General features: G+C 58.3%; 12 protein-coding genes. 3 read left to right on the top strand and 9 right to left on the bottom strand.

What is annotated here, in order from left to right; genetic code table 11:
• Window positions 1-6: 6 nt before the first annotated feature.
• The 4 genes from AC1RKH_RS24005 to rpsU all read right to left on the bottom strand — a co-directional run bounded on the left by AC1RKH_RS24005 (window position 7) and on the right by rpsU (window position 8,456).
• Window positions 7-3,750, bottom strand: coding sequence for a bifunctional diguanylate cyclase/phosphodiesterase (locus AC1RKH_RS24005; protein ID WP_493063944.1), 3,744 nt, complete (start codon window positions 3,748-3,750; stop codon window positions 7-9).
• Window positions 3,751-3,874: 124 nt separating this feature from the next.
• Window positions 3,875-5,722 (bottom strand): RNA polymerase sigma factor RpoD, encoded by a 1,848-nt coding sequence (gene rpoD, locus AC1RKH_RS24000; protein ID WP_123424083.1) that lies wholly within the window; start codon window positions 5,720-5,722, stop codon window positions 3,875-3,877.
• Between the two features lie 67 nt (window positions 5,723-5,789).
• Window positions 5,790-7,751 (bottom strand): DNA primase, encoded by a 1,962-nt coding sequence (dnaG, locus tag AC1RKH_RS23995; protein WP_493063945.1) that lies wholly within the window; start codon window positions 7,749-7,751, stop codon window positions 5,790-5,792.
• Window positions 7,752-8,240: 489 nt separating this feature from the next.
• Window positions 8,241-8,456 carry a 30S ribosomal protein S21 gene (gene rpsU, locus AC1RKH_RS23990; protein WP_002551877.1) on the bottom strand — a complete coding sequence of 72 codons (216 nt, stop codon included), beginning with the start codon at window positions 8,454-8,456 and terminating at the stop codon, window positions 8,241-8,243.
• Between the two features lie 199 nt (window positions 8,457-8,655).
• Between rpsU and tsaD the strand changes: the two genes are divergently transcribed.
• The gene (tsaD, locus tag AC1RKH_RS23985) at window positions 8,656-9,681 is read left to right on the top strand and encodes a tRNA (adenosine(37)-N6)-threonylcarbamoyltransferase complex transferase subunit TsaD (protein WP_493063946.1); all 1,026 of its coding nucleotides are present in this window, start codon (window positions 8,656-8,658) and stop codon (window positions 9,679-9,681) included.
• A 36-nt stretch (window positions 9,682-9,717) separates the two neighbouring features.
• On the opposite strand, the gene plsY is transcribed toward tsaD, so the two are convergent.
• Window positions 9,718-10,287 carry a glycerol-3-phosphate 1-O-acyltransferase PlsY gene (plsY, locus tag AC1RKH_RS23980; RefSeq protein WP_493063947.1) on the bottom strand — a complete coding sequence of 190 codons (570 nt, stop codon included), beginning with the start codon at window positions 10,285-10,287 and terminating at the stop codon, window positions 9,718-9,720.
• Between the two features lie 74 nt (window positions 10,288-10,361).
• On the opposite strand from plsY, the gene folB reads away from it, so the two are divergent.
• Together folB and folK are read left to right on the top strand one after the other, a co-directional pair.
• Window positions 10,362-10,715, top strand: a complete 354-nt coding sequence (gene folB, locus AC1RKH_RS23975; protein WP_493063948.1) for a dihydroneopterin aldolase — start codon at window positions 10,362-10,364, stop codon at window positions 10,713-10,715.
• Complete coding sequence (folK, locus tag AC1RKH_RS23970) at window positions 10,706-11,224, top strand: 2-amino-4-hydroxy-6-hydroxymethyldihydropteridine diphosphokinase (RefSeq protein ID WP_493063949.1); 519 nt, start codon at window positions 10,706-10,708, stop codon at window positions 11,222-11,224. Before folB ends, folK begins: the two co-directional genes overlap by 10 nt.
• A 114-nt stretch (window positions 11,225-11,338) precedes the next feature.
• On the opposite strand, the gene AC1RKH_RS23965 is transcribed toward folK, so the two are convergent.
• From AC1RKH_RS23965 to AC1RKH_RS23950, 4 genes are all read right to left on the bottom strand, one after another.
• Window positions 11,339-12,562: a multifunctional CCA addition/repair protein gene (locus AC1RKH_RS23965; protein WP_493063950.1), complete on the bottom strand. Its 1,224-nt coding sequence runs from the start codon at window positions 12,560-12,562 to the stop codon at window positions 11,339-11,341.
• Window positions 12,563-12,625: 63 nt separating this feature from the next.
• Window positions 12,626-14,188, bottom strand: a complete 1,563-nt coding sequence (locus AC1RKH_RS23960) for a SpoVR family protein (RefSeq protein WP_123424090.1) — start codon at window positions 14,186-14,188, stop codon at window positions 12,626-12,628.
• A complete protein-coding gene (locus AC1RKH_RS23955) occupies window positions 14,185-15,456 on the bottom strand; it encodes a YeaH/YhbH family protein (RefSeq protein WP_123424091.1) in 1,272 nt (423 codons plus the stop codon). Before AC1RKH_RS23955 ends, AC1RKH_RS23960 begins: the two co-directional genes overlap by 4 nt.
• Before the next feature lie 211 nt (window positions 15,457-15,667).
• Complete coding sequence (locus tag AC1RKH_RS23950) at window positions 15,668-17,590, bottom strand: PrkA family serine protein kinase (RefSeq protein WP_123424092.1); 1,923 nt, start codon at window positions 17,588-17,590, stop codon at window positions 15,668-15,670.
• Window positions 17,591-17,870: the final 280 nt, after the last annotated feature.

Raw genomic sequence — 17,870 nt, 5'->3', positions numbered from 1 at the left:
CGCGGATTATAGCGACGGTTTCTCGGCTGTGCTATCCGAAAAGTCTGAAACTGCGATACGAAGAAAGGTTGCGGCAAATTCGTCGGGGGGCAGAGGCAGGCTGACGATGTAGCCCTGGATCTGTTCGCAGCCTTCGGCGGCCAGGAATTGCTGCTGCGCCTGGGTTTCGACGCCTTCGGCAATGATCGTGAATTGCATACTGCGGCCCAGGGCAATGATTGCGCGGACGATGGCGACATCGTGTGGGTCGTCCGGCAGTCCACGGACAAAGGACTGGTCGATTTTCAGGAAGTCCAGCGGCAGGCGTTTGAGGTAGCTCAACGAGGAATAACCGGTGCCAAAATCGTCGATGGCCAACTGCACGCCCAGGCGTTTGAGCTGATGCAGGACTTCAAGGGCCTCTTCGGCCTGGCTCATGATGAAGTTTTCGGTGATTTCCAGTTGCAGGAAGCCCGGTTTGAGGCGGTTGTCCTTGAGCAGTTGTTCGATGCGGACCAGCAGGTTCGGCTGGCGTAGCTGCGCTCCGGCGAGGTTGACTGACAGCGGGCCGAAACCGTCATAGCGCTTGTTCCACTCGTGCATCTGCAGGCAGGCCTGTTCCAGCACCCAGTCACCGATTTGCAGGATCATGCCGTTTTCTTCGGCCAGCGGGATGAAGTGCTCGGGCGGCACGTCGCCAAAGGCTGGATGCCGCCAGCGGATCAGGGCTTCGGCGCCTACCAGGCGCGGATGGTTGAGGCTGACTTTGGGTTGATAGTACAGCGTCAGCTCATTGCGCTCGATGGCGCGGCGCAGTTCATGTTCCAGTGCCACGCGTTCGCTGGCCTGTGCGGTCAGGTCGCGGGTATAGCTTTCAACCCGGTTGCGACCTTTGGCTTTGGAACGGTACATCGCCGCATCGGCGTTTTTGACCAGCGTGGCGACGTCGCAGCCGTCCCTGGGGTAGAGGCTGGTGCCGATACTGGCACTGATGAAGAACTCGTGCTCGCCCGCCTGGAAGGGCGCTGTGAAGCAGTTCAGCAGCTTGTTGGCGATATGGTCGGCGTCGCTGGCTTGCTGCAAGCCCGGTAGCAGGATGATGAACTCGTCACCGCCCAGTCGTGCCACGGTATCGATGTCCCGAAGTTGCTCTTTCAGCCGCACCGCGATGCCTTTGAGCAGCAGGTCGCCGACCGGATGACCCAGGCTGTCGTTGATGTGTTTGAAGCGATCGAGGTCCAGGAACAGCACCGCGCCCTGGCCACCGTTTTCTTGCTGGCTGTTGAGTGCAGTCAGCAGCCGGCTTTCGAACAATGTCCGGTTTGGCAGACCGGTCAACGGGTCGTGGTGGGCTTGATAGTCGAGTTTGGCCTGGGCGTGCTTGAGGCTGGAAATATCGGCAAATACCGCAACGAAGTGGGTAATGAATCGGTCTTTGTTGCGCACCGCGCTGATGGTCAGCCAGCTGGGGTACAGCTCGCCATTTTTGCGTCGGTTGGAAATCTCGCCCTGCCAATGCCCTTCGGCGGTCAGTTGATGCCACATCGCAGCGTAGAAGGCGCTGTCATGCAGGCCTGAGGCGAGCAGTCTTGGCGTGTGGCCCAGGGCTTCGGTTTCGCTGTAGCCGGTGATCTCGGTAAACGCGCGATTGACGGCACTGATGTGCTGTTGGGTGTCGGTGATCAATACACCTTCTGCGGTGCTCTCGAATACCGTGGCAGCCTGTTGCAGTTTTTCCTGCATCAGGTGCCGATCGGTGATGTCCCGGGCGATGGTCAGCATGCAATCGTCATCGCCAATCGGCAATGGTCGGCTGGACATCTCGCAGAGACGGATCTGCCCGTCGTTGCGGCGGATGTGACAACTGAAATCACGCACGAAGCCATCGCGTTTCAACAAGTCGAGCATCTGTCTGCGTTCATGCAGGTTGACCCAGATGCCGAGGTCGAGGGTCGAACGGTCCAGCGACATCGCGCTGTTGAAACCGGTGATGCGGCTGAAGCCTTCGTTGACCTCGATCAGCACCCCGTCACTCACCCGTGACAGCAACAAGCCGTCAGGCGAAGCATGGAAGGCTTTGGCGAATTTCTCTTCAGAGGTTTGCAGTTGCTGTTGTGTTTCCTTGAGCTGGCTGATGTCGCGCACCACCACGACCAGCGCCGGGGTGGTGTCGAGCTCGAAGGGTTCGGCAGAGATCAGGCCGGTGAACACCTGGCCATTGCTGCGACGAAAGGGCATCTCCAGATTACGAATGCTGCCGGCCTGCAAACGCTTCAAGAGCCCGGGGCCGACACCGGCGATGCCCCAGATGTTCAGCTCGGTGGCGGTCTGTCCGATCACGTCCTCGGCGCTGAGGCCGATTTGATCTTCGAACGCCTCGTTGACCTCCAGCAGGCAACCGTCAGACAAGCGTGCAATGACCAGAATGTCCGGGCATTGCTGGAATACCGAGGCAAATTTCTGCTCGGAGAGGCGCAAGGCTTCTTCGGTTCTTTTAGCTTCGCTGATGTCGATCATCAGCCCGCGCAGTATCGGTTCGTGGCCGTGTTCGATCAGGCTGACGATGTCGCGTACCCAGAGGCAGCGCCCGTCGGCGGTGATCACCCGGTAGTCGAGGCTGTGATCGCGCCCGGCGAGCACTTCGTGATCGCAAAATGCCTGGGCGCGTGTGAGGTCGGCGGGGTGGATGATGTTGCGCCAGAAGCCCGGAATCAACCAGTGGGACAGGGGGTAACCGAGCAGGTTTTCGGCATGGGGTGACACATAGCTGTAGGTGAAATCGCTGATTCGCGCCTCCCAGGCTATCGCCGAAAGGCTCTCCACCAGGCCGCGGTAATGGTATTCGCTGGTGCGCAGCTCTTGCTCCAACGCGACCCGGCGGGAAATTTCCGAGCTCAAGCGGCGATTGATGCGGATTACCACCGCCAGCACGGTGACCAGCAGCAGTACACCGGGCAGGCCGTACATCAGCAGGTCGGACCAGAAGGTGCGATGGTCGAGGACATTTCCGACCCAGCGTTCATGGATGGCGCTGATTTCTCCCGGGCTCATGTCCGCCAGCACTTTATCCAGAATGCCGACCAGTATTTTGTCGTCTCGCGGTACGCCCATCGCCAGTTGGTAGCGATAGGGCGTTTCGCCGCTGACGTAGAGCCCGTCGAGCTTGAGTTGGCGAAGACTCCAGACGCTTGAAGCCAGATCGCCGACTACGGCGTCCACCTTGTCGGTGGCCAGTGCCTGCAAGGTTGAGGCGACATTGGACATGGGGACCAGATTGAGGTCGGGATGATGCGTGCGTAGCAGTTCATGGGGGGCGTAGTTTTCCACTACGGCGATTTTCAAGCCGTAAAGGTCTTCCAGTTTATGCGGTTGTGCGCCTCCCACATGGGACAGGATGACGATTGGAAAGTCCAGGTAGGGCCGAGTGAACGAGAGATAGTTCTGCCGTTCGGGCGTCGACATGACACCGGGCAGAAGGTCCAGATTGCCTTGTTTGGCCTGCGCCAGGACTTCGGTCCAGCTGACAGGCTCAATGGGCGTGACCTTGATCGCCAGGCGCTCACGCACGATGTTGATGTAGTCAGCCGCGAGCCCCTGATAGCGGCCTTGCTCATCACGAAACTCAAATGGTGGCCAAGAGGCGTCGACGCCCAGGCGTAGTTCGGGGTGAGCCGCAAGCCAGCCACGTTCTTCGTCGGTCAGAGTCAGCGCGCCAGCCGTTGCGGTCCAGGTCATCAGCAATAGCAAAAGCATGGCCGGTAGTCTGGGCATAACGGTCTCGTTATGGCTCGAGGGGAATGTTTCGAGTGTAGACGGGCTATGCGGGGCGGGAGCGAAGCGAGGGGGATTTAATCTACAGAAAGCAAAACCCCCGGCAGGGCCGGGGGTTTTGTGATCACTCGTCGAGGAAGGAGCGTAAATGCTCGCTTCTCGTCGGGTGGCGCAGCTTGCGCAGCGCCTTGGCTTCGATCTGACGAATCCGCTCACGGGTAACGTCGAACTGCTTACCAACCTCCTCAAGGGTGTGGTCGGTATTCATGTCGATACCGAAGCGCATGCGCAGAACCTTGGCTTCACGGGCAGTGAGGCCGGAGAGAACTTCGCGAGTCGCTTCTTTAAGGCTCTCAACGGTAGCAACATCGATTGGCGACTGCATGGTCGAGTCTTCGATGAAGTCACCCAGATGGGAGTCTTCGTCATCACCGATCGGGGTTTCCATGGAGATCGGCTCTTTAGCGATCTTCAATACCTTGCGGATCTTGTCCTCAGGCATTTCCATGCGTTCGCCCAGCTCTTCCGGGGTCGGTTCACGACCCATTTCCTGCAACATCTGGCGGGAAATACGGTTGAGCTTGTTGATCGTCTCGATCATGTGCACCGGAATACGGATGGTGCGGGCCTGGTCGGCGATCGAGCGAGTGATCGCCTGACGGATCCACCAGGTGGCATAAGTCGAGAATTTGTAGCCGCGGCGGTATTCAAACTTGTCTACCGCTTTCATCAAACCAATGTTGCCTTCCTGGATCAGATCGAGGAATTGCAGGCCACGGTTGGTGTACTTCTTGGCGATGGAGATCACCAGACGCAAGTTCGCTTCGACCATCTCTTTCTTCGCACGGCGGGCCTTGGCCTCACCGATCGACATGCGACGGTTGATGTCCTTGATCTCGGCAATCTTCAAGCCGGTTTCGGCTTCAAGTGCGGTCAGCTTCTGCTGGCAACGAACGATGTCGGCCTGCAGGCGACCAATGGCTTCAGCGTATTTGCTTTTGCCTTTGGCCAGTGCTTCGGTCCAGCTTTCGTCAACTTCGTTGCCCGGGAACTGGCGCAGGAAGTCGGCACGCGGCATGCGTGCATCACGAACGCAGAGCTGCATGATCGCGCGCTCTTGCTGACGCAGACGATCCAGGGCGCTACGCACACGCTCAACCAGGCCTTCGAATTGCTTCGGAACCAGTTTGATCGGCATGAACAGCTCAGCCAGCGCCAACATCTCGGCAATCGCCTGCTTGTTTTCGCGACCGTGCTTTTTCAGCGCCTTGCGGGTGATTTCCATCTGATCGGACACAGCGCCAAAACGCTGCGCTGCGATGACCGGATCCGGACCGCTTTCGGCTTCTTCTTCGTCGTCACTGGCTTCAGCGTCGTCGTCTTCGGCATCGTCGTCCGCTTTCACGGCTTTCGGGTCGACAGGCGGCGGCACTTCTGCAGCAGGTGGCGCAATGCCGTCGTCCGGGTCGATATAACCGCTCAGGACGTCGGACAGGCGGCCACCTTCGGTGGTGACGCGAGTGTACTCGGAGAGAATGTGGTCAACCGTGCCAGGGAAGTGCGCAATTGCGCCCATCACTTCACGGATGCCCTCTTCAATACGTTTGGCGATTTCAATTTCGCCTTCACGTGTGAGGAGCTCTACGGTACCCATTTCACGCATGTACATGCGCACTGGGTCGGTAGTGCGACCAATGTCGGTCTCAACCGCTGCCAACGCTGCAGCCGCTTCTTCCGCGGCAGCCTCGTCGGTATCGGCGTCGGCCAGCATAAGGGCGTCCGCATCCGGAGCACTCTCGTGTACGGGGATCCCCATGTCATTAATCATGCGGATGATGTCTTCCACCTGTTCCGGATCTGAAATATCCTCCGGCAGGTGGTCGTTGACCTCTGCGTAAGTCAGATACTTCTGCTCACGACCAAGGGTGATCAACTCTTTGATACGAGACTGCTGTTGCGCTTTTCCGGACATAACACCCTATCCACTGAAGGTCTTGGCGGGCAAAAAACAAGCCGAGGATTATACCTTAGCTATGACCTCACGCGCCACTTGAGGTCGGGTTTGATGCGGAAACATTGCGACTCAGGAGGTCGCGCAGTTGGTTTTTCTCGTCGCTACTCAATTCACTTTGACGTGCTTTCCTGAGAAGTTGTTCCAGATTTCGCTCGCGTTGACGGGCTGACAAGCTAGTAATGGTGTCGAAAAACTGTTGTTCAAGGTTATCTCCGTCAATCAGCCACTCCTTTTCCGCCAGTGCCTTGAGCAGGCGTCCTTGTTCGGTGCCATGCCAACGCGCAATCAACTGAAATGAGTTTAGCTTAGGATTCTTCTGTACGGCTTCGAGCAGTGCCACCAGCAATTGCGTGTTGGAGTGGTCCTCGGCAGCGAAGTGCCCGGCGTCTTCAACTTTTTCCGCCAGTTGCGGGTGGTGCAGCAAGGTGCGCAGGGCTGCCAGTGTTGGCGGCTCGACCGCGGCCGGGATGCGTGGGGCGCGTGGTTGATCGCGATCACCGCCACGTTTGCCTTTCTTGTCCCACGGCTTGTTTTCCCACTTCTTGCCACCGCTGCCGGGCTTTTTCGGTGTCCACTCCTGCTGGGGCGCGTAGGCCTCCTGCGGTTGGTGGTAGTCGGAATAGTCCGGCATCGCGTCGTAATCAATGCCTGGATCGTAGGCGGGTGGCGCATCCTGCGGCGCGCTGTGTACCAACTGACTAACGGCTTCGCTATTGAGGCCGGTAATTTCGGTCAGGCGCTGACGCATCAGGGTGCGCAGGTTGGCTCCCGGGACTTTGTCGATCAGCGGCGCGGCGAGGGTGGCCATGTGGGCCTTGCCTTCGAGCGAGCGCGGATCGGATTCCTCGGTCAGTTGCTGGAAGAAATAGTCTGCCAATGGCTGGGCGTGCTGATTGATTCGTGCGCGGAAGGCGTCGGTGCCTTCGGAGCGGATCAATGTGTCGGGGTCTTCGCCTTCGGGCAGGAACAGAAAACGTGCGCGCCGTCCGTCCTGCAGGCTCGAAAGCGTTGATTCCAGTGCGCGCCACGCGGCGTTGCGGCCGGCCTGGTCGCCGTCGAAGCAGAACAGCACGTTGGGCACGACGCGAAACAATCGCTTGAGGTGTTCTTCGCTGGTGGCGGTGCCAAGCGTGGCGACGGCATTGCGCAGGCCTTGCTGGGCCAGGGCGATGACGTCCATGTAGCCTTCGACGACGATGATCTCGTCGAGATTGCGGTTGTTCTTGCGTGCTTCATACAGGCCATAAAGCTCTTGGCCTTTATGGAATACCGGGGTTTCCGGTGAGTTCAGGTATTTCGGTTTGTCGTCGCCCAGTACCCTGCCGCCAAACGCGATAATGCGCCCGCGACTGTCGCGAATCGGGAACATTACGCGGTCGCGAAAGCGATCGTAGCGTTTGCCGGTTTCGGCGTTCTCGATCAGCAGACCGGCATCGATCATGGCTTTTTGTTGCAGGGTATCGTTGCTCAAGTGCTTGAACAGGTTATCCCAGCCCGGTGGCGCGAAGCCGAGGCCGAAATCGCGGGCGATTTCGCCGGTCAGGCCGCGACCTTTCAAGTAGTCGACAGCCGCTTTGCGCGCAGGATGGCTTTTCAGTGCCTGGCGGTAAAAGTCTGCGGCGGCGGTCAGCAGCGGGTAAAGCGGCGAGTCGGTTGGCTGTCGCGGTTTGTGCGGGCGACCGCTTTCCTCGCGGGGTATTTCCATGCCGGCGGCTTTGGCCAGTTCTTCGACGGCCTGGGGGAAGTCCAGGTTGTCGTGGTCCATGATGAAGCCGAGGGCGTTGCCACCAGCGCCGCAGCCAAAGCAGTAATAGAACTGTTTGTCCGGGCTGACGCTGAAGGAGGGGGTTTTTTCTTTGTGGAACGGGCAGCAAGCGGTGTAGTTCTTGCCGGCTTTTTTCATTTGCAGGCGCGAGCTGACCACATCGACGATGTCGGTGCGGTTCAGAAGGTCGTCAATAAAGCTCTGGGGAATTAGCCCGGCCATGGCGTTCTCGTCATCACTGCGCTGAAAATTTAACCCGCGCGAAGGGCGGCCTGATGCTGGTCATTGTTTTGAGGCACGGCAGATGTGCGGCTCGACCAGGTATCGTCTGCGTATTCGCTGTCGGGAAGTGTATCTGCCGAAAATCCGCTGACGTTAGTGCTCATCGGTATTCGACTGTTTGAAAGTGTTGCGCTGAGTCCGCAATGGCCAATGAGAGGCCTCGGATAGCTCATAAGCTGGCACGCAAAATCGTGCCTTGGGCTGATCGTCGTGAGAGGAATCAGTAAAAGGTTGTGCTCGTCAGTAGCCTTGGAAGGCTCGTCAGAAGAGACGTGCACCGCTGGCAAAAGAGCCAGGTCTGACGTGTGAAGCAGATTTGTCTCGGTCGCGTCTGCGGCTTTGACGGTGAAGCATCAAGCGATATCCGCAAATGCCATAAGCCCGGCTGAGGGCCGGGCTTGGCAGAAGCTTGCTACGAACGTCTGTGTATTAGTACAGACGAACGGCGCGGCGCTGTTCGCGCTGAACTTTCTTGGCGTGACGCTTAACAGCGGCTGCTGCTTTACGCTTACGCTCAGAAGTTGGCTTCTCGTAGAATTCGCGGCTACGAACTTCAGCCAGTACACCGGCTTTTTCGCAGGAGCGCTTGAAACGACGCAGAGCTACGTCGAAGGGTTCGTTCTCTTTTACTTTGACGGCTGGCATCCAGAGCTACCTTCATTCATTACCGGGGTCAACATCCTCGCGGCAAAAGTGCACTTGAAGACGTCGGTTTTTAAGGGTTGCGGATGTTAACTCCTCATCGCTCGGAATGCAAAGCCTCTGATCGAAAACCGCTAGTCGGGGCATCGCATGGCGACTATTATGCGCGCCTTCGAATTTAGCCTAAACAAGGCGCAAACCCATGCTAGTACTGGGATTAGAAACCTCCTGCGACGAAACCGGTGTCGCACTTTACGACAGTGAAAGAGGCCTGCTGGCCGACGCGCTGTTCAGTCAGATCGACCTGCATCGCGCCTATGGTGGCGTGGTGCCGGAGCTGGCTTCGCGTGACCACGTCAAACGCATGCTGCCCTTGATTCGTCAGGTGTTGGCCGAAGCTGACTGCGTGCCGACCGAGATCGATGCCATCGCCTACACCGCGGGTCCTGGCCTGGTTGGTGCCTTGCTGGTGGGGGCTTCCTGCGCTCAGGCGCTGGCATTTGCCTGGGGCATTCCGGCCTTGGGTGTGCACCACATGGAAGGCCACTTGCTGGCGCCGATGCTGGAGCCGCAACCACCCGAATTCCCGTTCGTCGCTTTGTTGGTGTCCGGTGGTCATACGCAACTGGTTCGGGTCGATGGAATCGGCCAATACGAGTTATTGGGCGAGACGCTCGATGACGCCGCCGGTGAGGCATTCGACAAGACTGCGAAGATGATGGGGCTCAATTACCCTGGTGGTCCGGAAATCGCACGGCTGGCCGCGCAAGGCGTTGCCGGACGTTTCGTGTTCCCGCGTCCGATGTGTGATCGGCCGGGGCTGGATTTCAGCTTCAGCGGCTTGAAAACCTTTGCCTTGAACACGTGGCAGCAGTGCGTCAGCGCTGGGGACGACGGCGAGCAAACCCGCAGCGACATCTCGCTGGCCTTCCAGCAGGCGGTGGTGGAGACTTTGACCATCAAGTGCAAGCGTGCCCTCAAGCAGGCGGGTCTCAAGCGTCTGGTGATCGCTGGCGGCGTCAGCGCCAACAAGGCCTTGCGCGCTTCCCTGGAGAAAATGCTTGGCGACATGAAGGGCGACGTTTACTACGCACGTCCGGAGTTCTGCACCGATAACGGCGCGATGATTGCTTTTGCCGGGTGTCAGCGGCTACAGGCCGGTCAGCAGGAAAGCCTGGCGATCAGTGTGCAGGCGCGCTGGCCGATGGAGCAGTTGTCGCCGTTGTAATGACGGGTGAGCTTGGGTCGTACTCGGTAACAGTATTTAAAAATGCCGTTCGCGCCCGGCAAACAGGTCGCGTAGATTGCCGCGATGGCGCCAGACGATCAGCGCTGTCAGGGCGCTCATGGGCAGCAATGCTCCGGGCTCCTGCCAGGCCAGCAGTGGCAGGGTCAGGGGAGTGGCGATCAGGGCGGCCAGCGAGCTGGTGCGGGTGAGGTAGAAGGTCAGTAGCCAGGCGCCAATGGCCAGAAGCGCTGCCGGAGGATAAAGCCCCAGCAGCATGCCGGCCGCCGTTGCAACACCTTTGCCGCCGCGAAAGCGGAAGTACAGCGGAAACAGATGGCCGATGACGGCATAGACGCCGACCCAGGCCTGTTGCTGTACCGAGAGGCCTGCAAGTCCTGCGACCAGCACGGGCAGCAGACCTTTGCAGAGGTCGCCGAGCAACGTCAGGACGGCGAGTTTTTTGCCGGCCAGGCGTAACATGTTGGTGGCGCCGGCATTACCCGAGCCACTCATTCGCGGATCGGGGCTTCCGGTCAGGCGGCTGAGCAAAATGGCAAAGGACAGAGAGCCAAGCAGGTAGGCGAGGATCGCCAGTAACCAAAACATGCTAACTATTCCGGGCGAGGACGCCCTGATTCTAACGGCGCATTGCGCCCTTGTCGTGCTGCGGAGAAGAGTGCTTGGACAGAGTGTTTATCGAGGGCCTGGAAGTCGACACGGTGATCGGTGCCTACGACTGGGAGCGTGGCATCCGTCAGTGCCTGCGTCTTGATCTGAGCTTCGCCTGGGACAATCGCCCGGCAGCGGCGGGTGATGACCTGACCCTGGCGCTCGACTACGCCAGCGTGACGGCACGTATTCAAGTGTTTGCCGAGCAGGCGCAGTATCAGCTGGTTGAAACCTTTGCCGAGCGTCTGGCGGAAGTCTTGATGAGCGAATTCAAGATTACCTGGCTGCGCCTCAAGCTGACCAAACCGGGGGCTATCCCGGCTGCAACGGGCGTGGGCGTGGAGATCGAGCGCGGATGTCGCTAACTCAGGTATTTCTTGGGCTCGGTAGCAATGTCGAGCGCGAAGTTCATTTGCAGGCAGGGCTGGAAGCGCTTGCCGGCTTTCTGGTGGATTTGCGCTGCTCGGCGGTGTTCGAAAGCCAGCCGGTCGGGATCAAGAGCGGGCCGTTTTTCAATTTTGTGGTGTCGGCGTTCACCGATCTGCCGTTGATGGAGCTGGACCGTCGGTTGAAGTTTATCGAGGCCGACAACGGTCGTTATGCTCCCGATCGCAAAGGCTTGCCGCTGGATATCGACGTGCTGCTGTATGGCGATCTGGTGGGAAATTTCGACGGATTGATCCTGCCGCGAGCGGAAATCCTGAAAAATGCCTTTGTGCTGTGGCCGTTGTCGCTGATTGCGCCGGACAGAGTGCATCCTGGCGTGGGTAAAAGTTTTGCGACGCTGTGGAGCGAGGCACAGATCGATCAGGTTCTGGCGCCGGTCGCGTTTGAGTGGCGCGGCCAATCGTTGACCCCGGTCGACCTGCTGTAAAGCAAAAGATCGCCGCCTTCGGCAGCTCCTACAGGGGTGGTGTACACCCGCAATAACACGGGTTAACCAGGTTCGGCGTAGGAGCTGCCGCAGGCTGCGATCTTTTGATCTTGCTTATGCTTGCTCTTTGTAAGCTTTCAGTGCCTTGAGGCGTTCGCGCTTTAAGGCCTCGCCCAGCTCCGGGCCTTTGAACCCCTGCTCCAGCAACGGCTGAACCGCCACGGTTCGTGCGGCGGTTGCCGCGCCTCGCAAATAATCCGCTTGTGGATAACTTCTCTGCTCAAGGCCCTTGCGGCCACGGGCGTCCATTTCGCAGGCTTTGATGAATTCTTCAAAACGCTGCGGCCGTCGGTAAACGTCGAAGCTTTGTAATAACTCCAGCAATGTCGACGGTTTCAGCTCCAGCGCGCGGTGACCGTGGGTGTGGTATTCGCCTACCAGCAATGCCAGTTCCTGGCAGTCGCGCGGGGCCTTGAAGCGTTCGTTGACCGCTTTGATCAGCTTCAGGCCCTTGCGCTCGTGAGCGATGTGTCTGGGCCACTGGCTCTCGGGTGTCAGGCCTTTGCCCAGATCGTGCAGCAAGCAGGCCCAGCGCACGGTCAGCGGCTGTTTGTGCAGGGCGGCCTGTTCGAGAACGCTCAGGGTGTGCACGCCACTGTCGATTTCCGGGTGGTGGGCTTCGGGTTGCGGCACGCCGAACAGCGCGTCAATTTCAGGGATCAAGACTTTCAGGGCGCCGCAGTCGCGCAGAACCTGGATGAATACTTGTGGCTGATCTTCCATCAGGGCGCGGGAGATTTCTTTCCAGCTGCGTTCTGCTGTCAGTGCCTCAAGCTCACCTGATTCGCTGAGCTGACGCATCAGTTCCAGGGTCTCCAGGGCTACCGTGAAGCCGAGTCCGGCATAGCGCGCGGCGAACCGGGCAACACGCAGGACGCGGAGCGGATCTTCGGCGAACGCGGGGGAAACATGGCGAAGCAGGCGCGCTTCAAGATCGCGCTGGCCGTGATACGGATCGGTCAATTGACCGTGATCGTCTTCGGCCATGGCATTGATCGTCAGGTCGCGACGAATCAGGTCTTCTTCGAGGGTGACTTCCGGGCTGGCATGGAAGGTGAAGCCGCCGTAGCCGCGTCCGCTTTTGCGTTCGGTACGGGCAAGCGCGTACTCCTCACCGCTCTTGGGGTGAAGGAACACCGGAAAGTCGGCGCCTACGGGGCGATAGCCCTTGGCGAGCATTTCTTCGGTGCTGGCGCCCACCACCACCCAGTCGATGTCGGTAACAGGCTTGCCGAGCAGGCGATCACGGACCGCGCCGCCGACTTTATAAATCTGCATAAAAAACCTCCGTTAGCTCGACAGGATAACCTTTGCGTCGAACTTCCGGAGGTCCGGGTGGCATCAAAGATGAATGACGGCCAGGTCCAGCCGACCGTATTCGCCCTCGCTATGCTCGCCTCTGGGCGGGACGTGATGGGTTTTCATGACCTGGTCGCCCTGGAGGGTTTCCAGGTGAATATCGAAGCCCCAGAGGCGGTGCAGGTGCTTGAGCACTTCCTCGGTGGAGTCCCCGAGTGGTTTGCGATCGTGTTGCTGATGACGAAGCGTCAACGAGCGGTCGCCACGACGGTCGATGCTGTAGATCTGTATGTTCGGCTCGCGGTTTCCCAGGTTGTACTGCGCAGCCAGGGTTTCACGAATGGTTCGATAACCTTCCTCGTCATGAATGGCGGGTACCAGCAGGTCGTCCTTCTGGTCGTCATCGAGAATGCTGAACAGTTTCAGGTCGCGGATCACTTTGGGTGACAGATACTGCAGGATGAAGCTTTCGTCCTTGAAGCTGCTCATGGCGAACTTGATACTCGACAGCCAGTCGGTCCCGGCGATTTCCGGGAACCAGCGGTAATCCTCTTCAGTGGGGGATTCGCACATGCGCCGAATGTCTCGGTACATGGAAAAACCCAGGGTATAGGGGTTAATGCCGTTGTAGTAAGGGCTGTCGAACCCAGGCTGGAAGACCACGCTGGTGTGGGAGGCCAGGAACTCCATCATGAAGCCTTCGGTCACCAGGCCCTCGTCGTACAGGTCGTTCATCAGGGTGTAGTGCCAGAACGTTGCCCAGCCTTCGTTCATGACCTGAGTCTGACGCTGTGGATAAAAGTACTGCGCGATCTTGCGTACGATCCGCACGACTTCCCGTTGCCATGGCTCCAGCAGCGGGGCGTGTTTTTCGATGAAGTAGAGGATGTTCTCCTGCGGCTCTGCCGGAAAACGTGCGTTGTCCTTCTCGTTATACTTGTCTGCACCTTTTGGAATGGTGCGCCACAGGTCGTTGATCTGCTTTTGCAGGTGTTCTTCGCGATCCTTTTGCCGGCGCCGCTCTTCTTCCGCGGAAATCGGGTAAGGGCGTTTGTAGCGGTCGACACCGTAGTTCATCAGGGCGTGGCAGGAGTCCAGCAGGTCTTCCACGGCGTCGATGCCGTGGCGCTCCTCGCATTGCATGATGTACTGCTTGGCGAATACCAGGTAATCGATGATCGAGCTGGCGTCGGTCCAGGTGCGGAACAGGTAATTGCCTTTGAAAAAGCTGTTGTGGCCGTAGCAGGCGTGCGCGACCACCAGTGCCTGCATGCAGATGGTGTTTTCTTCCATCAGGTAGGCAATGCACGGGTCCGAGTTGATCACGATCTCGTACGCCAGACCCATCTGGCCGCGACTGTAGGACTTCTCGGTGCTGAGGAAGTGTTTGCCATAGGACCAGTGGTGGTAACCCAGCGGCATGCCGACGGAGGCGTAGGCGTCCATCATCTGCTCGGCGGTGATCACCTCAATCTGGTTTGGGTAAGTATCCAGCGCGTAACGGGCCGCAAGACGGCTGATTTCGCGGTCGTAGGCCTGGATCAGCTCGAACGTCCATTCGGAGCCGGTGGATATGGGGTGGCGCTTCTGCTCTTTGGCGGTCATGTCACTAACCTGCGCTGGAAGAGTTCACGGAAGACCGGATAGATATCCCCGGCCGAAACCAGCTGTTGCTGGGCAAACGTATCGGAAAAGGCTTCGCTGATACGCTCGTATTCGTACCACAGGGCCTGATGTTCGCGAGGGGTAATCTCCACATAAGTGTAGTACTGCACGAATGGCATGATCTGGTTGATCAGGATGTCGCGGCAGATTGGCGAGTCATCGTTCCAGTTGTCGCCGTCGGAAGCCTGCGCGGCGTAAATGTTCCAGTCGTTGCTCGGATAACGCTCGGCCATGATTTCCTGCATCAGCTTCAGGGCGCTGGAAACGATGGTGCCGCCGGTTTCGCGAGAGTAAAAGAACTCTTCCTCGTCGACTTCCCGGGCACTGGTGTGGTGACGGATGAACACCACATCGATCTTCTCGTAGTTACGCTTGAGGAACAGGTACAGCAGGATGAAGAACCGTTTGGCGATGTCCTTGGTGGCCTGGGTCATGGAGCCGGAAACGTCCATCAGGCAGAACATTACCGCCTTGGAGCTGGGGTTGGGTTGCTTGATCAGCAGGTTGTACTTGAGGTCGAAGGTATCGAGAAACGGCACGCGGTTGATGCGCGCACTCAAACGTTCGATTTCTGCCTCGATTTCCTGAATATCGCCGAAGTTGTCTGGTTCTTCCAGTTTAAGTCGTGCCAGTTCCTCTTTCGCTACCCGCAATTTCTCCCGACTGCTGCCCGACAGTGCGATACGCCGCGCATGGGCCGAACGCAGCGTGCGGATGATATTGATCCGCGAAGGGTTGCCTTCATTGCTGATACCGGCACGCACGGTTTTGAAAGTGTCGGTGCCGCTCAGGTTGCGTTTGACCAGGTTCGGCAGCTCCAGGTCCTCGAACATGAACTCGAGAAACTCTTCCTGGGTGATCTGGAAGACAAATTCGTCCATGCCCTCGCCAGAGTTACCAGCCTTGCCAGGGCCTCTGCCGCCGCCACCTCCCGGTGGGCGAGCAATATGCTCACCGCTGGTGAATTCCTTGTTTCCAGGATGCACGATGGTCTGCTTGCCACCGCGACCGTGGTGAAGCACTGGCTCGTCGATATCGCGGCCGGGAATGCTGATTTGCTCGCCGTGTTCCATATCGGTAATGGAGCGCCGGCTGACCGCCTCTTCGACAGCCTTTTTGATGTGGTCACGGTAACGCCGCAGAAACCGCTGACGGTTCACCGTGCTCTTGTTCTTGCCATTGAGACGTCGGTCGATCACATAGCTCATGACTTCTCCTTAGAAGCTGTCTTGAGAAATCGCGAACAAGTCTGGCCGTAATGGGCACAGGGCAGGGGGGAGGGCGCGGTCTTGCGCCCCCGTACCACCTGTGCGTTGCCTGGGCTTCGCTGTCGATTTCCAAACACCTTCCTGAAACCTGTGTAACAGAATTTTATTACGCAGGCCCGGGCTAACGACAACCGGTCTGACCGGCAGCGGGTTACTGCGATTTCCTGACTCGCAGGTACCACTCGGAGAGCAGTCGTACCTGTTTGTCGGTGTAGCCGCGCTCGACCATCCGTGTAACGAAGTCGTTGTGTTTCTGTTGGTCCTCTTTGCTGGCTTTGGCGTTGAAGCTGATGACCGGCAGCAGATCCTCGGTGTTCGAGAACATTTTCTTCTCGATGACCACCCGCAGCTTCTCGTAGCTGAGCCAGGTTGGATTCTTGCCGTTGTTGTTGGCCCGGGCACGCAGGACGAAATTGACGATTTCGTTGCGGAAATCCTTCGGATTGCTGATGCCCGCCGGTTTTTCGATTTTCTCCAGCTCTTCGTTGAGGGCTACGCGGTTGAGGATCTCGCCGGTTTCCGGATCGCGGTATTCCTGATCCTGAATCCAGAAGTCCGCGTAGAGCACATAGCGGTCGAAGATGTTTTGCCCATATTCGCTGTAAGACTCCAGGTAGGCGGTCTGGATCTCCTTGCCGATGAACTCGATATAGCGTGGTGCCAGGTACTCTTTCAGGAAGCGCAGATAGCGTTCGCGGGTTTCCGCCTGGAATTGTTCCTGTTCGATCTGCTGTTCCAGCACGTACAGCAGATGCACCGGGTTGGCGGCGATCTCGTGCGGGTCGAAGTTGAAGACTTTCGACAGGATCTTGAAGGCAAACCGGGTCGAAAGACCGTTCATGCCTTCGTCGACGCCTGCGGTGTCGCGGTATTCCTGGATCGACTTGGCCTTCGGATCGGTGTCCTTGAGGTTTTCGCCGTCATACACGCGCATTTTCGAATAGATGTTCGAGTTTTCCGGCTCTTTGAGGCGTGAGAGCACAGTGAACTGAGCGAGCATCTTCAGGGTGTCGGGTGCGCAGTGGGCCTTGGCCAGGGAGCTGTTGAACAGCAGTTTGTCGTAGATCTTCACTTCGTCGCTGACCCGCAGGCAGTACGGCACTTTGACGATGTAGATCCGGTCGATGAAGGCTTCGTTGTTTTTGTTGTTGCGGAAGGTGTGCCACTCCGATTCGTTGGAGTGCGCCAGCAGGATCCCGGTGAACGGAATCGCGCCCAGACCTTCGGTACTGTTGTAGTTGCCTTCCTGGGTGGCGGTCAGCAATGGGTGCAGCACCTTGATCGGTGCCTTGAACATTTCGACGAATTCCATCAGCCCCTGGTTGGAGCGGCAGAGGGCACCCGAGTAGCTGTAGGCATCGGCGTCGTTCTGCGGGAATTCTTCCAGCTTGCGGATATCGACTTTACCCACCAGCGCCGAGATGTCCTGGTTGTTTTCGTCACCGGGTTCGGTCTTGGCCACGGCGATCTGGTTGAGGATCGACGGGTAGAGTTTGACCACCCGGAACTGGCTGATATCACCACCGAATTCGGCCAGCCGTTTGGTTGCCCAGGGCGACATGATGGTGTTGAGGTAGCGCCGAGGAATGCCGAAATCTTCTTCGAGGATCGCGCCATCTTCCGTGGCGTTGAACAGCCCCAGTGGAGACTCGAACACCGGAGAGCCCTTGATGGCGTAGAAGGGCACTTTTTCGATCAGCTGTTTGAGCTTCTCGGCCAGGGACGATTTACCGCCACCAACGGGGCCGAGCAGGTAGAGGATCTGTTTCTTCTCTTCCAGGCCCTGAGCCGCATGGCGGAAGTAGGAGACGATCTGGTCGATGCATTCTTCCATCCCGTGGAAGTCTTCAAAGGCCGGATACCGACGGATCACCTTGTTGGAAAAGATGCGCGACAATCTCGAATTGGTCGAGGTGTCCAGCAGTTCGGGCTCGCCGATTGCCAGCAGTAGACGCTCGGCGGAGGACGCGTAAGCGCTGCGGTCCTTTTTGCACAGTTCGAGATACTCCTGCAGAGAGAGCTCTTCCTGGCGTGTGGACTCGAAGCGTTGTTGGAAGTGGCTAAAGATACTCATGACGTCACCTCGCTCGATACGTGGAGCCGACGTCGGATCAGTCAGTGGATGCTGGCAAGCAACTGAAAGTGCAGCTGCCTTTTACCCCCCAGAACACCTTCAAAGCTATCAACCCTGAAAGCTACTCCCGATGATCCGTGCGCCGGTGTACCGGCTCTCCCCTGTTTTGGATGGCCTGAGGCTAAGGATAGTTCGGAATCAGGGAGGTAAAGGGGCAATGCGTAATTTGTTATGACTGACCGTTCGTCAGCCCACGGCGGGCGTGGGCTAGAGCGGGTGA

This window comes from Pseudomonas sp. GW822-FHT06B12 (assembly GCF_058799675.1).
Note: the sequence above shows the minus strand (reverse complement) of the source record. Positions and strands in the feature narration are given on the sequence as shown.

Bases quoted from the DNA above. Each gene is read 5' to 3' on its own strand.
- AC1RKH_RS24005 (WP_493063944.1), bottom strand. From the start codon at position 3,750: ATGCCCAGACTACCGGCCATGCTTTTGCTATTGCTGATGACCTGGACC.
- rpoD (WP_123424083.1), bottom strand. From the start codon at position 5,722: ATGTCCGGAAAAGCGCAACAGCAGTCTCGTATCAAAGAGTTGATCACC.
- dnaG (WP_493063945.1), bottom strand. From the start codon at position 7,751: ATGGCCGGGCTAATTCCCCAGAGCTTTATTGACGACCTTCTGAACCGC.
- rpsU (WP_002551877.1), bottom strand. From the start codon at position 8,456: ATGCCAGCCGTCAAAGTAAAAGAGAACGAACCCTTCGACGTAGCTCTG.
- tsaD (WP_493063946.1), top strand. From the start codon at position 8,656: ATGCTAGTACTGGGATTAGAAACCTCCTGCGACGAAACCGGTGTCGCA.
- plsY (WP_493063947.1), bottom strand. From the start codon at position 10,287: ATGTTTTGGTTACTGGCGATCCTCGCCTACCTGCTTGGCTCTCTGTCC.
- folK (WP_493063949.1), top strand. From the start codon at position 10,706: ATGTCGCTAACTCAGGTATTTCTTGGGCTCGGTAGCAATGTCGAGCGC.
- AC1RKH_RS23965 (WP_493063950.1), bottom strand. From the start codon at position 12,562: ATGCAGATTTATAAAGTCGGCGGCGCGGTCCGTGATCGCCTGCTCGGC.
- AC1RKH_RS23960 (WP_123424090.1), bottom strand. From the start codon at position 14,188: ATGACCGCCAAAGAGCAGAAGCGCCACCCCATATCCACCGGCTCCGAA.
- AC1RKH_RS23955 (WP_123424091.1), bottom strand. From the start codon at position 15,456: ATGAGCTATGTGATCGACCGACGTCTCAATGGCAAGAACAAGAGCACG.
- AC1RKH_RS23950 (WP_123424092.1), bottom strand. From the start codon at position 17,590: ATGAGTATCTTTAGCCACTTCCAACAACGCTTCGAGTCCACACGCCAG.